The sequence below is a fragment of the Fructobacillus sp. ESL1096 genome, assembly GCF_058511985.1.
Genome location: NZ_CP196400.1, coordinates 1,352,279 through 1,366,514, shown reverse-complemented (window position 1 = coordinate 1,366,514; position 14,236 = coordinate 1,352,279). Strand labels below are relative to the sequence as shown.

Genomic DNA, 14,236 nt, shown 5'->3' with positions numbered 1-14,236 from the left:
CCGCTTTCCCTATCGACCGATAAAGGAAACGGAGTTTTTTCTTTCTGCCTACTATTAGTGTTTTTAAGCGGCTAACTAGTAAATACGGCAATTTAAGCATAAAAAAACAGCACCCTTGCGGGTGCTGGGTAGGTAGATAGATAAACTACCTCAGTTGGTTGTTTTCATTATACCATGCATTGGCAATCAAGAAAAGAGCGAAATGATCAATCTAGATCTGCTTACTTGAAGTGGTAGCCGATATCAAGCCCACCCTAGTTCAGCAACAGAACTTTTAATCAAAGGTGTCTGCCAATTTTCCCCTAAGGCCAGAGTCACTAAGGCCGATTGGAAAACAAGCCAAGATTCAATTTGATCCTTGGAGAGGATACCCGTAACCGTTAACACGAGGGCTGTTTCACCAGCTTGATCAGCCAAACCAGCTAAAATTAATTCAAAATCGGCTAAGTCAATTTCAGCTAACCGATCAGATGCAACCTGTAAGTTGACAACATCCGGCTTCTTGATTAACAAAGACGAGAAAACCGCTCGAATCGTTTCTGGTGTCAGATCATGAAGTGTGCCTGTTCGAATAACCGGCACAGCCACCTTCTCCGCCACAGCAATGATTTTTTCCTGCAGATTTTCATCCAGCTCCTCTGGTAAGTAGACGCCGGCAAAGCGACTAGTTCCAGCCTGCAGTGCCGTTGCTAAAAAGTAAGCTTGATCAGCCGGGGCTAACTCACCTTTTCCACCAGCAGCTTTGGCAGTATAAGCCAGCAAAACCAAGTGATCCCCTGCTGTCTGCAGAGCATTATCCACCAGTTCCTGAACAATTTGCTGGTGCATGGCTGGCCAATTAGACAGAAATTCTTGGTATGCCTGGTCTAATTCTGCCTTCATTGCAGCTTTTTTCATTGCAGAGGCGTCACGTTCTTCAACCGCCTGTGCACCACCGGCCTTTACCTGATCCCAAACCACTTCTTTAGAAAACTCATCAGCAATCGCATCGGCCTGCCAGATAACAACATCTGGATTCTTTTGGTCTAATGCCTGCTTGAAAGGGGTAAATTTATCGGTTGGCCCTAACGCCATTGGGACAGCCAATGCTGATTGGGCAATTGGCTTTTTTTGTTCAAATAATTCTGTAATTTTCATAGTCTAATAATCCGAAAGCCAGCTGAATCAACAGCTGGCTTTTTCTTTCATTGATTGATTTAAAATATTTCGCTTAAAAGAAGTTCATCGAGTAAGAACCATTAAAAGTATCACCCGCAGCAAGAACGTTAACGCCAAATTTTTCCTTGAAGTTTCCGGTTGCATCAACTGTATCAGCAATCCCCCACCATGGCTCGACAGCAATAAAGGGCGCATCTTTACCAGCTGGTGTCCAAATGCCAACAAACTGAGCGTTATCAATTGTCATTTCCATCCCATGCTGATTTGCTAGCCGAGCCAGCAAGAAGGTTGTTTTCTGACGATCAAGTTTGAGAATAATGGCATCGTCATGATAGTCTTCCTGTCGCAAGCGCAATGGAATATTTGAAGAAAATGGCGTGGGCACGTTTGGATTCGAATATGGTCCAACCAGGCGAATCCGATCATAAACCTTTTCTGGCGTCACAGATAAATAGTAATCTGAGAATTTGCCACCATCAAGGGGGAGATTAAAAGCTGGGTGGCCACCAACAGAGAAGAATAATGAATCATGACTCGCTGGGTTTTTGACCTCATATTCCACCTTTAGTGAAGAGCCATTCAAGGTGAAGATGACATCAAAGATAAAGGCAAAAGGATAAATTCGCCGTGTTGATTCGGAATCCTCCAAACGCAAACGAACCGCGTCATCTTGTTCGCTGACAATTAAAAAATCCATATTCCGAGCAAAACCGTGTTGGTTCATATAATAGGTTTGACCAGCCAATTCATACTGGTCCCCCTGCAGGCGGCCTACAATTGGGAACAGGTTAGGTGCATGCCGACCCCAATACATGGGATCCCCATACCAGATATACTCCAGTTCTGCTTCCTTATTCCATGCTGAAATCAGCTCCGCACCATGCTCACTGATCTGTACCTTTAATTTGTCATTCTCCAGAATTATCATAACTTTATTCTACTATCTATTCCCTAGAATGACAATTTAATTGGCCCGTACTGAAAAAACTTTTGGATAAAAATCATCCTTCTCTTTTTGTGTGTCTTTCACTCACCTTTTTTGCCCGTGGAAAGAAATTTTGATAGGAATCCTGAAGCATGGCTTTTGAAACATGGGTATAGATTTGGGTCGTTGAAAGGTTTTCGTGCCCCAGTAATTCTTGCACAGTTCGCATATCAGCTCCCCGATTTAATAAAGCGGTCGCAAAACTATGGCGCAACATATGGGGATGAATTTTACCTGTCAAACTCGTTTTTTTCATTAATTGGTTCAAAATGTAAGTCACACCAGCCGAGGTAATCGGACCGCCATTAGCATTTAAAAACACAACCTCTTCCTGGTCTAATCGGTGGTTTTTAGCTAATAAGCCCGGCCGACAATTTTCCAGATAATCCACCAAGGCCTGCTGAGCATATGAACCAAAAGGTACAAAACGGTCCTTATTTCCTTTCCCGTGAATGAGCGCTAACCGTTGATTTAAATCAATTTGATCCAATGTCAACCCCGCAAACTCAGATACTCGCGTTCCCGTGGCAAATAAAAATTCCAGCAAAGCGGCATCCCGGCGCCAGAGCGGGTGGTCATTTTGATCATAAGCGACTTGGAAGAGTTCCAACAGCTCATTGTCATAAAAAAATTCTGGCAAATGCGCTTGGTGTTTCCGCAGTGCTACCCCGTCAAAGGGATTGTCGGTGGCTAAATTTTCACTTACCAAATAAGCATAGAAATTTTTCAGACTTGAAACCTTGCGGGCAATCGTCGTGCGGGCGAGCATTTGATCATATAGACCAGCCAAATAAACTCGAACATCTAAGCTTTTAATACTAGCAAAGCCTGTGAAACCACCATTATCGGTCAAATAACTAACAAATTCGTCAATATCGGTTCGATACGCTTTCACTGTTTGAAGTGAATAGCCACGTTCTGCCTGCAGGTATTGTTGGTATTGTTGGACAGCATTGATTTCCATATTGCCATTATACAATGGATAAAGGTTAAGAACTCCTTAAGATAGTTAGGATTCCTCTAACCTTGATCGATGTAGCAGTAATTAAAGGACTTGCATTGTATAGTAATACTAATTACAAAAACGATACGGAGGATTTCGTCATGAACCTACCAGTTAATTCAACGAGCAGTTACTTGCGCCACGTTTTGGGGTTGAAGCGGGTCAAAGTCAATGCCTTCTTCTTGAGCATCCGTGATAACATATTAAACCACCGTGACCAACGAGAAGCATGGAAAAACGGCACAACCTTTACACCGACCCACCATGAGGCCAAAGACTTGCTCAATAAGCGGGTCATTGCTGAAAACGACCGTTATTCTTATGGTCGACGCGCTCACCATCAACACAATGATTTTAACTAATCCACCTGAAAAGCCCACTGTTTTGCAGTGGGCTTTTCGGCATTTATCAACAAAATCAGTAGCACCAGCAAAAAATGAGCCCAAAACCAGGTCCTGGTTTGGGCTCATTTTTATTTTTTAATTTTTAAAGGAATGAATTGGCGCTGGCACGTGGCCACCACGATTAATAAAGTCGGCAGAAGACTTAGCCACTACTGGCATAACTGGAGCAGTTCCCAACAAACCACCATAGTCAACCATATCGCCAACTTTGGTACCATTCGTTGGCAAAATGCGCACAGCCGTGGTCTTATTGTTTTGCACACCGATTGCCGCTTCATCAGCAATCATTGCTGAAATCGTTGTTGCTGGTGTATCACCCGGAATGGCAATCATATCCAACCCAACAGAACAAACAGATGTCATCGCCTCTAACTTAGCCAATGACAACGTGCCAGCCTGTACGGCATCAATCATTCCGGCATCTTCTGAAACAGGGATAAAGGCTCCTGACAAGCCACCAACACCTTGTGAAGCCATAACACCACCCTTTTTAACGGCATCATTCAAGAGCATCAAAGCAGCAGTTGTTCCGTGCGTTCCAACTTGTTCCAAGCCGATTTCTTCCAAGACTTCAGCCACAGAATCACCGCGTGCTGGAGTTGGTGCCAAGGACAAATCAACAATTCCAAATGGTACCCCGAGGCGTTCCGCTGCAATTGTCCCCACTAACTGACCAACACGGGTAATCTTGAAGGCCGTCTTTTTAATGGTTTCGGCAACCACTGTGATCGATTCACCCTTCACCTGTTCTAAAGCACGCTTAACGACACCAGGACCCGAAACACCGACATTAATCACCACATCTGGTTCTGAAACACCATGGAAAGCTCCAGCCATAAAGGGGTTATCTTCAACGGCATTGGCAAAGACAACCATCTTTGAATTTGCTGTATCAGACTTGTCCGTAATGGCCTTAATCGTTTCACCCATCAATTTCACGGCATCAAGGTTGACCCCGGCCTTAGATGAACCAACGTTAATGGATGACATCACCACATCCGTTTGCGTCAAAGCATTTGGCAATGACTTAATCAAGGCTAAATCACCGTGTGAAAAACCTTTTTGCACCAAGGCGGAGTAACCACCGATAAAGTCAACACCAACTTCCTTGGCAGCATCGTCTAAGGCATGCGCCAAAACAAGGATTTCCTTTTCATCAGCATTGCCAGCAATTAGGGAAACGGGCGTCACTGAAATACGCTTATTCGTAATGGGTACACCATATTCGCGTTCAATCTGTTGACCAACTGCTACCAAGTTCTTGGCATAGGTTGTGACCTTCTTATAAACGTTCTTCGCCGTTTCATCAACTGAGCCACCAACCGTGTCCAGCAAAGAAATCCCCATCGTAATTGTTCGGATGTCAAAATTATCTTCTTTGACCATCTGAATTGTTTCTCGAATTTGTGTTGTATCCATTATTTGCTTCTTTTCTTTGTCTTTGTTCGCACTAATTTTTTAAATTAGATGTGGGACATCGTATCAAAAATTTCTTCTCGTTGTACATGCACCGTGACACCTAAGCGAGCGCCTTCTTCTTTGACAGAGGCATAGACTTCATCAAAATCAGCAGCAGCGTCGATTGCTACTAACATTGACATTGTAAAGGTCTGCGACATAATCGTCTGCGACATATCCAAAATGTTGACTCCATGTTTTGACAAGGTGGTTGCGATGCCAGCTACAATTCCTGCTTGATCCTGGCCAACAACGGTGACAACTGCTTTAATCATGATTTTCTCCTCTAATTGATCGTTTTAAACCTGATTTTTGTCAGGCCTGCCTTTTTCTGATTTTTAGATAACTTCGCCATCGTATGGCTTTGCTGGCAAAGCTTCTAAATCATACGCAGCGACATCTTCAATCTTGTCAAAGTATGCCGTTAATGACATGGCAATCATCAAGTTCAACGTAATATCTGCTTCCTCTTTGATGACCACAACCGGGATTCCCTTAGCTTTTGCATAACCGATTTCCCAAGCAGTGCCTGAATCAGTATCGGCCCGGTCAAAATCAGCCAACGCTACCATCACATCACAATTATCAATGGCTTCAACGTCAGACCCATAGGCAGCATGACGCCATGGTTCCGAAAAAAGTTCATATTCAGCATGCTGATGCTTCCGAGGTGAAAAAACGTGGCCCACCTGGTCGTGTTCTTCCAAGACCTTTTCAAGACGCTCAGCCTTCTTAATCTGTGTTTCTGAAAAAAATGGTCCAGCCAAATAAATCCGCTTTGCCATGGATAATTCTCCTTTTCTTACCTGCTTATCTATTCTATTAGTTTACCAAAAGCAGGTTGCAACGGGATAACATTCTAAATGAAAAATAGAACAAAAATAGAACATTGGCCACACTTTGTCACCAATGTTTGTCTTTAGCTCATCTGATAGCGACGGTGGCCATTTTGCCAGCCAACAAATTGGCAGCGATCCGTGTTTTTGGGACCCGCCGTCGTCGCATCAACCTGATAATCAAATAGCTGTGAGTTGAAGACATCCTCATACTCACTAACTGAAAGCAAACGACGGTCGGCCAACATCGTAACGACGTCCTGGCCGACAATAGCAGATTGGAAGTTTTCTTGGATTTTTAATGAAAAGAGTTCGGCCTCTGCTCCAGAACCATAAGAAAAGACGGCCAACCGTTGACCTGCAATGATTTGTCCCTGTTGCAATAACGAAAGCAGCGCGAGATAGACTGACCCTGTGTAGAGGTTACCAACTTGACGGTTATAAACCTGTGAGGCCGCCAGTTGCTCCTGCAAAAATTTTTGCTGCTCAGGCGTTGCTTGGTCCAGAATCTGGTCCAAGGCCTTCTTCCCCATCTTCGTGTATGGTAAATGGAAGGCAAAACCTGCAAAGTCAGCCAACGCTAACTTTGTCTTGGCTGTATATCGGCTCCAAAGCGTCAAAAACATTTCCTTGTAAATATCCGTTGACAGATGACCGTCAACCAAGGCCGTTGTTGAGGCCACTGGTCGCCAAAAATCAGGAACGTCCTGACTCATATAAACAGAGTCATCTTCGATAGCAGCAATAGCTGGGTCAGCGCTGACCACCATGGCAATTGCACCGGCCCCCTGTGTGACTTCTCCGGCTGTCTTCAATCCATAGCGGGCGATATCGGCCGCAATAACCAAAACTTTCTTATCAGGATGCAGGCGCACGTAGTCCTTGGCTTGCATCAGACCGTAAGTGCCAGCATAGCAAGCCTGCTTCATTTCAATGGTGCGAATGTATGGCGATAAATTCAATAACTTCTGCGCAAAGACGGCCGCTGATTTGGAATTATCCACCCCAGATTCAGTGGCAAAAATCAGCATCTCAATCGCCTCAATATCTGCAGCAGTCAAGATTTTTTTAGCGGCATTGACGCCCATTGTCACCACGTCTTCGTAATTTGGCACGACAGACTGAACCGACTGGCCAATTCCAATCGTATATTTATCAGGCTCATCGCCTCTCGCTTTGGCCAATTCGACCATATCAAGCGCTAGTCCTGGTGTGTAGAAAGCTAATTTATCAATACCTACAGTCATTAAAAATCTCCTTTTTACTTAAGCAAAAAAGCGCTCGAAAGCGCTCCTTAACGGCCTTCACCATCAGCTCATCATTAATCGTACAAGGCCTTCACCTTAGCTTGAATACTGTCGGTGTTAATAAAGTCATCATAAGTGGTATCCAAACGGTCAACGACACCCTTGGCAGAAACTTCAACGATATGGTTTGCCGTCGTCTCCAAAAATTCGTGGTCATGAGATGTCATGATGACAGAACCCTTAAAGTCCGCAACCGCATCGTTCAATGACTGGATTGATTCCAAATCCAAGTGGTTTGTTGGATCATCAAGCAACAAAACGTTGGCCTTTAATAGCATCAACTTAGCCAAAACGATTCGAACCTTTTCACCACCAGACAAAACCTTAATTTGCTTCAAGGCGTCATCACCCTTAAAGAGCATTTGGCCAAGCATACCACGCAATGACGTGTTGTCCTTCTGCTCTTCTTCGGCAAAATCACGCAACCAGTCCAAAATGACCTTTTCCTGGTCGTCGAAATTATCATTCAGGTCCTTAGCCAAATATGACTGGGTTGTCGTGACACCCCAAGTGACAGAACCTGTATCAGGTTCCATCGTACCTGCCAAAATTTGCATCAACGTTGTCGTTGCCAAATCAGACCGGGACAAGATAGCAATTTTGTCGCCAGGACGACCAGTAAAGGTAATATTATCCAAAACCTTTTCACCATCAATCGTCTTGGAAACCCCTTCAACGCGAACTAAGTCATTTCCTAATTCACGGTTCAACGGGAAGGAAATGTAAGGGTACTTACGAGATGAAGGCTTGATATCATCCAAAGTAATCTTATCCAACTGCTTCTTACGAGCTGTTGCCTGCTTTGACTTTGAGGCATTGGCTGAGAAGCGCGCGACGAATTCCTGCAGCTGCTTAATTTGCTCTTCCTTCTTAGCATTTTGCTGTGAGGCCAAGCGTTGTGCCAATTCAGCTGATTCACGCCAGAAATCGTAGTTTCCAACGAACGGCGTAATCTTACCGTAGTCGACATCTAAGATATTCGTTGAAACAACATTCAAGAAGTGACGGTCGTGCGAAACAACAATTACGAGGTTCTCAAAGTCGGCCAAGAAGTCTTCCAACCAAGCAATCGTTTGCACGTCCAACCCGTTGGTGGGCTCATCCAAAACCAAGATATCTGGATTACCAAACAAGGCCTGAGCCAACAAGACCTTCACCTTATCGTTTTCAGTCAAGTCGCCCATCATGCTCTGTTGCATTGATTCATCGATGCCCAACTTCGTCAATAGTTGGGCTGCTTCAGTTTCAGCGTTCCAACCGTCCAGCTCTTCAAATTCAGCAGACAAGTCGCCTACTCGCACCCCATCTTCATCTGAAAAATCAGGCTTAGCATAGATAGCATCCATTTCAGTCTTAACCTGGTAGAGGCGTTCATGTCCCTGGATGACCGTATCCATCACCGTAAAGTCGTCAAAGGCGAAGTGATCCTGCTGCAAAGATGACATCCGGTCGTTATCACTAATGCTGATGACACCCTCAGTCGGTTCCAATTCTCCTTGAAGCAATTTCAAAAAGGTTGACTTCCCAGCACCATTGGCTCCGATAATGCCGTATGTATGGCCCGGGACCAACTTTAAGTTAACGTCCTGGTAAAGTTTCTTACCAGAAAATGAAAATGACATGTCTGCAACAGTAATCACGAATGCTTCCTCCAAAGGGGTAAAAAGTAAAAAATTATTCTCTTAGTATTTTAACAGAAAAGCGCCCCCTTTTGGGGGACGCTTTCTTTGATTATTTAAAGATCTTCATAACCGCCATCGATTGGCAATAAGTCTTCATCAGGATCAGACCGGGTATCAGACCAAAAAGTAAAAATCGTCAAAACCAAGTACAAACCGGCTAAATAATAACCGTATTCAGTATCAACCCAGTCAAAATACCAGGTCGTCACCAAGGCAAAAAGCAGTGGCTGCGCAAAAATCCAGTAAAAACGCAGACCTTGCTTGCGAATGTAAGCACCAAAGTACAAGGCAAAGCCCCCATTTAAGACAAAGCAAAGCCAAAAGACCAGATTAATATCTGACCAATCAAATTTGTCGGCCATAAATGGCAAGAAGACTGCCACGAAAAGCATGACCAATAAGTTATAAAACCAAGCAGAGTGGTGTAATTTATTTAAAAAATTACGCATGTAAAAACCTCATTCACAGTGAAATTGTTATAACAGATTATAGGCTGTTTAACCTATGAGGGCAAGGTTTTTCACAACCTAGACTCATTTTTCTGTTATTTTTCTAATTCTAATAATGTTGATAAAGCGGCTAACGTGTACAGTGGTGCCGTTTCCGCCCGCAAGATTCGGGGCCCCAAACCACCGGGACGATAACCGGCCTCTTGCAAGGTATTAATCTCCTTTTCAGTCAAACCACCTTCTGGTCCAAAGACGGCAACAAAATGCTGACCGGGTTGACTAATCTGTGCCAAATCCACCAAAGCCGCTTTTTCTCCCTGCTTAGCAGATTCTTCCCAAGCAACCAACCCCTGATCTTTTTCCAGTGCCAAAACCTCAGCAAAATCAGCAAAACGAATTTCTGGCACTTTCAGCCGGTGTGATTGTTCGGCAGCACCGACTGCCTTGGCCCGCAACCGCTCTAACTGTTTAGCTTTCTGTTTTTCATTCCAAGCAACGACCGACCGCTCCATCGGCACGAAAAGTAAGCGACTGGCACCCAGTTCGGTTGCCTTCTCCGCCAGCCACTCGTTGCGATCTTTTTTAATTGGAGAAACCACCAACGTGACTTCAACAGGTAATTCAACCTGCTGATCAATGTCGGTTAGCACCTTAATCACCGCCTGACTCTGGCCGATTTCTTCGACCTGCCCAAGCACCAAGCGCGATTGGCCATCAAAAAATTCCGCTTTTGTACCCACTTTGGCTCGTAAAACCTTAACCAAGTGCTTAAAGGCCGGCATATCTGCTGTCAAGATGATGGTCTTTTGAATCGGTTCTTCTAAAAAATAACGTTGCATCGTTTTCTCTTCCTAAAAAATCAGTCGCTGATTAAGTCATCCGCCTTTTTTGTAATAAAGGCATGCCAAGTTCCTTGGTTCAAGTGCTGAACAATCGTCAGTCCGTGGCTTTTTAAAGCCCGCTCAATGGCTGGTTCCACATCGTCATAAATTCCCGAAACTAAGAAGTAACCACCTGCCGTGAGCATTGGCACTACTTGGGGAATCAGTGGCGTAATCACATCAGCTAAAATATTCGCCATAATTAAATCAGATTGATTCCATTCTTTTGGTACATCCTGCATCAAATCCGACGCAATAACGGTCACATCATGCGCCACAGGGTTTAACGCTAAATTAGCTTGGGCCGTCGAAACCGACTCTTGGTCAATATCAGTTGCCAATACTAAACCAACCCCCAGGTGTTTAGCAGCTACCGCTAAAACACCCGACCCAGTCCCAACGTCAATCGTTTTTTCACCGCCACGCACCACTGTTTCCAAGGCTTGAAGCATCAAAGAAGTGGTTGGATGCGTACCGGTCCCAAAGGCTTGGTCGGGATCCATCACAATTAATTTTTCTTGGTCCTGATCTTTTTGGTAGTCTTCCCAAGCGGGCACAACCGTAAACTGGTTGGTCACCCGACTAGCATGGTAGTAATTTTTCCATTCGTTTTCAAAGACAGTTGAGTCCAATTTCTCCTGTGAAATTGGTTGACTATTAATGGCTAGCCCCCGTTCAGCAAGGGTTGTTAACCCGTCAATATAAGTTGCAATCTGCTTTTCAAAGCCCTCTTGCTGAATATCTTGGTAAATGGTAACCGTCTCTGTCCCCTGCTCGGCGCCCTCTGCTCCAAGTGCTACCAAAGTTGCAATCACCACATCCTGATTTTCAGCCGGCACCTGCCAAACAACCTTTTGATACGTAATCATCTTTTTCCTCGTTTACTATTCCTACAACAACACAAATAAAAACGAGGACCGCTTGGTCCCCGTCCCAAATCGTGTTAATTATTAGCATCTGCCATCGTAACCTTCACTGGTGCGACATTATTGGCAATTGTCTGCTCAACCTTATTATTGGCCTCTTCTTCGGCCATGCAATCGATGACCACTTTCCCCATCGTGTGGTGACTAGTGACATCCTGATTGGCACGACGTACATTTTCAGCCGATAATCCCTGATAAACCTTTGTAACGGTTGGCCGAATTACCCCTTGGTCCAAAAGGTTAGCGACATCACGCAAAATTTGTCCCTGCTCAGCAAGGTTAAAGTTCTCATTGCCACGCGCTAACATAAAGGTCCAAGAAAAGGAAACGGCCTTACTCTTTAAGTCACCTAAGTCAACTGGTAAAGTAGTTTCAACAATGGCCGCGATTTCACCATAGGGCTTAATGACCGCCGCCATCAAGTCCCAATAGGCCGTCGTATCCTGCAAGTTGGCAATGTAGTCAACTTGAGCAAAGTTAATGGCTACCAACTGTTTTTGCAAGTCTTCATGATAATCAAGGACAAAATCAGCACCCAATTCTCTCACCCAGTTCTTTGACTCAGTTGTTCCCGCCGTTGCAATCACTGTTAGTCCGAGATACTTGGCCATTTGAACCAAGACTGAACCAACACCACCAGCACCATTGATAATGAGCACTGATTTTCCTTGGGCACTATTCTGAATGATCGGTAAATGAAAACCATGGTGCAAAACATCATGAGCCGTAATGGCAGTCAAAGGCATGGCTGCGGCATCCACATTGTCTAAATTCTTTGGTGCCAGCGCAATTAAGTCCGCCTCAATCACTTGAAACTCGGCATCGGCACCGAAGGCGTGTTGCTTACCAGCGTAAAAGACGCGGTCGCCGACAGAAAAGTCCGTCACGTCCTTACCAACCTCTTCAATCACACCAACAACATCAAGACCAAAAACGCGAAAGACGCCATCCTGACGATAACCAGCCCGCATCTTCGTATCAACAGGGTTAACAGCTGTTGCCAATATTCGAACCAAAACCTCATCGCCGTTTGGCTTTGGTTGGCGTACTTGTCGTTCCACAAAAGCGTCTGTTGCTTCTAAAGGCCCATTATGAGTGATACCAATTGCAATCATTTTGGGTCGAAAATAGTTGGTTATTTTTTGAAATACAGTTTTTAAGGACATTCAACTATGCTCTCCTTCGAATCGTTTGTACCGTTATTTTAAACTGGATTCTTTATTTTTTCAAACAAGACCACTCAGGTGGTAACAAACTTAATTACCGCGAGCATACTTTTCGTCATCATCCGTCTGCAAAACCGCCATAAAGGCTTCTTGAGGAACGGTAACCGTTCCCACGGCTTTCATCCGCGCTTTACCACGCTTCTGCTTGTCCAAAAGCTTCGCCCGCCGATCAGGATCACCCGTGTGAATCTTTGAAGTCACATCCTTTCGGTAAGCCTTAATGTTTGTTCGAGCCAAAATTTTGTTGCCAATTGCTGCTTGAACCGGAATTTCAAAGTTTTGCCTTGGAATGATTTCCTTCAGTTTAGAAGTAATCACGCGACCCCGTTCTGCCGCAAAATCACGGTGCACGATAAAGGACAAGGCATCGACCTTTTCTGAATTGAGAAGAATATCAATTTTGACCAAATCAGCTGGGCGATAGCCATCGATTTCATAATCCAAAGAAGCATAGCCACGCGTTGATGATTTCAACTTGTCAAAGAAATTAAAGATAATTTCGGACAACGGCAAATAATACTTGACGTTCACCCGGTTTTCATCCAAGTACTCCATTGTATCGAATTCGCCACGCTTGCGCTGAGCTAGCTCCATCACTGCCCCAACATACTCATTTGGCACCATAATGTTTCCGTGAATAAACGGTTCTTCAATCATTTTGATTTGTTGACTTTCTGGCAATTCAGACGGGTTTTCAATCATCAAAACCTCACCGTCAACCGTCGTTACTCGGTAAGTAACAGAAGGTGCCGTTGTGACCAAGTCCAAATCGAACTCACGTTCCAAACGTTCTTGAATCACATCCATGTGCAAGAGCCCGAGGAAACCAACTCGGTAACCAAAGCCCAAAGCCTGTGAAGTTTCGGGTTCAAAAGTCAGCGCAGCATCGTTTAACTGCAACTTTTCCAAAGCCTCTCGTAAGTCACCATACTTGGCATTATCTGAAGGATACAATCCCGAATAAACCATTGGTGTCATTGGTTGGTAACCAGGGAGCGGTTCATCGGCTGGATTGTCGACCAGTGTCACCGTATCACCTGAATGTGTGGTTTGAATGTCCTTGATTGACGCCGTCAAATAACCAACGTCACCAGCCATCAGGTAATCACGCTTTTGTGCATCCGGTGACATCACGCCGACTTCCGTCACCTCGTATTCTGCCCCGGTGTTCATCATCTTCACCCGGTCACCAGGTTTAACAACACCCTCACGCACTCGCAAGTTCACTACTACGCCACGATAGGCATCATACTGTGAGTCAAAAATCAAAGCCCGTAATGGCGCTTCCAGATCACCATCCGGTGCTGGAAAATCAGAAACAATCCGTTCTAAGAGTTCAGGAATACCGATTCCCTGCTTAGCCGAGACTAGGACGGCATCAGAAGCGTCAAGACCAATCACATCCTCAATTTCGCCCTTGACCATCTCTGGATCAGCAGCAGGCAAATCAATTTTATTAATGACCGGTAAGATTTCAAGGTCATTATCAATTGCCAAATAAACATTGGCTAAGGTTTGCGCCTCCACTCCCTGGGCGGCATCGACCACTAAGATGGCCCCTTCCGCCGCTGCCAAAGACCGTGAAACCTCGTAAGAGAAGTCCACGTGCCCCGGTGTATCAATCAAATGAAAGATATAAGTTTCGCCATCATTAGCTTTATAATGAACCTCAACCGCATTCAATTTGATGGTAATGCCGCGCTCCCGTTCCAAATCCATGGTATCCAGCAGCTGGTTTTGCATATCACGCTCGGCCACCGTTTGGGTCTGTTCCAAAATCCGGTCGGCAATCGTCGACTTTCCGTGGTCAATATGAGCCACGATTGAAAAGTTTCGAATGCGCTTTTGCCGTTTTTTTAATTCTTCTAAAGTAAAATCTGCCATGAATATCCTGCTTTTTTAGAGTCTGTACTTACTCTTC

The 14,236-nt window shown here is 44.7% G+C and carries 14 protein-coding genes; 1 reads left to right on the top strand and 13 read right to left on the bottom strand.

Features of this window, described 5'->3' with window-relative positions; translation table 11 throughout:
- Positions 1-243: 243 nt before the first annotated feature.
- From ACSYSR_RS06585 to xerC, 3 genes are all read right to left on the bottom strand, one after another.
- Entirely contained in the window at positions 244-1,137 is an 894-nt protein-coding gene (locus ACSYSR_RS06585) for a type I 3-dehydroquinate dehydratase (RefSeq protein ID WP_489815721.1), read from the bottom strand.
- A 73-nt stretch (positions 1,138-1,210) separates the two neighbouring features.
- Positions 1,211-2,086, bottom strand: a complete 876-nt coding sequence (locus ACSYSR_RS06580; RefSeq protein WP_489815722.1) for an aldose 1-epimerase family protein — start codon at positions 2,084-2,086, stop codon at positions 1,211-1,213.
- A gap of 73 nt (positions 2,087-2,159) precedes the next feature.
- Positions 2,160-3,107: a tyrosine recombinase XerC gene (gene xerC, locus ACSYSR_RS06575; protein WP_489815723.1), complete on the bottom strand. Its 948-nt coding sequence runs from the start codon at positions 3,105-3,107 to the stop codon at positions 2,160-2,162.
- A 140-nt stretch (positions 3,108-3,247) separates the two neighbouring features.
- On the opposite strand from xerC, the gene ACSYSR_RS06570 reads away from it, so the two are divergent.
- Complete coding sequence (locus ACSYSR_RS06570; protein ID WP_489815724.1) at positions 3,248-3,508, top strand: hypothetical protein; 261 nt, start codon at positions 3,248-3,250, stop codon at positions 3,506-3,508.
- Positions 3,509-3,625: 117 nt separating this feature from the next.
- Here ACSYSR_RS06570 and ACSYSR_RS06565 read toward each other — a convergent pair whose 3' ends face one another.
- The 10 genes from ACSYSR_RS06565 to lepA form a co-directional block, all read right to left on the bottom strand.
- Positions 3,626-4,969, bottom strand: a complete 1,344-nt coding sequence (locus tag ACSYSR_RS06565; RefSeq protein WP_252773898.1) for a PFL family protein — start codon at positions 4,967-4,969, stop codon at positions 3,626-3,628.
- Positions 4,970-5,013: 44 nt separating this feature from the next.
- Complete coding sequence (locus ACSYSR_RS06560) at positions 5,014-5,283, bottom strand: ACT domain-containing protein (protein ID WP_252773897.1); 270 nt, start codon at positions 5,281-5,283, stop codon at positions 5,014-5,016.
- A gap of 63 nt (positions 5,284-5,346) precedes the next feature.
- Positions 5,347-5,793: a nucleoside 2-deoxyribosyltransferase gene (locus ACSYSR_RS06555; protein WP_252773896.1), complete on the bottom strand. Its 447-nt coding sequence runs from the start codon at positions 5,791-5,793 to the stop codon at positions 5,347-5,349.
- 134 nt (positions 5,794-5,927) lie between these two features.
- Complete coding sequence (locus ACSYSR_RS06550) at positions 5,928-7,091, bottom strand: hydroxymethylglutaryl-CoA synthase (RefSeq protein ID WP_489815725.1); 1,164 nt, start codon at positions 7,089-7,091, stop codon at positions 5,928-5,930.
- A gap of 74 nt (positions 7,092-7,165) precedes the next feature.
- Positions 7,166-8,791, bottom strand: coding sequence for an ABC-F family ATP-binding cassette domain-containing protein (locus ACSYSR_RS06545; RefSeq protein ID WP_047974465.1), 1,626 nt, complete (start codon positions 8,789-8,791; stop codon positions 7,166-7,168).
- Positions 8,792-8,886: 95 nt separating this feature from the next.
- Complete coding sequence (locus ACSYSR_RS06540) at positions 8,887-9,282, bottom strand: hypothetical protein (protein ID WP_252773893.1); 396 nt, start codon at positions 9,280-9,282, stop codon at positions 8,887-8,889.
- A gap of 95 nt (positions 9,283-9,377) precedes the next feature.
- Entirely contained in the window at positions 9,378-10,121 is a 744-nt protein-coding gene (locus ACSYSR_RS06535) for an RsmE family RNA methyltransferase (RefSeq protein WP_489815726.1), read from the bottom strand.
- A 20-nt stretch (positions 10,122-10,141) separates the two neighbouring features.
- Complete coding sequence (locus tag ACSYSR_RS06530; RefSeq protein WP_489815727.1) at positions 10,142-11,032, bottom strand: 50S ribosomal protein L11 methyltransferase; 891 nt, start codon at positions 11,030-11,032, stop codon at positions 10,142-10,144.
- A 74-nt stretch (positions 11,033-11,106) separates the two neighbouring features.
- A complete protein-coding gene (locus ACSYSR_RS06525; protein ID WP_489815728.1) occupies positions 11,107-12,255 on the bottom strand; it encodes a zinc-binding alcohol dehydrogenase family protein in 1,149 nt (382 codons plus the stop codon).
- A gap of 90 nt (positions 12,256-12,345) precedes the next feature.
- Positions 12,346-14,199: a translation elongation factor 4 gene (gene lepA, locus ACSYSR_RS06520; RefSeq protein WP_489815729.1), complete on the bottom strand. Its 1,854-nt coding sequence runs from the start codon at positions 14,197-14,199 to the stop codon at positions 12,346-12,348.
- Positions 14,200-14,236: the final 37 nt, after the last annotated feature.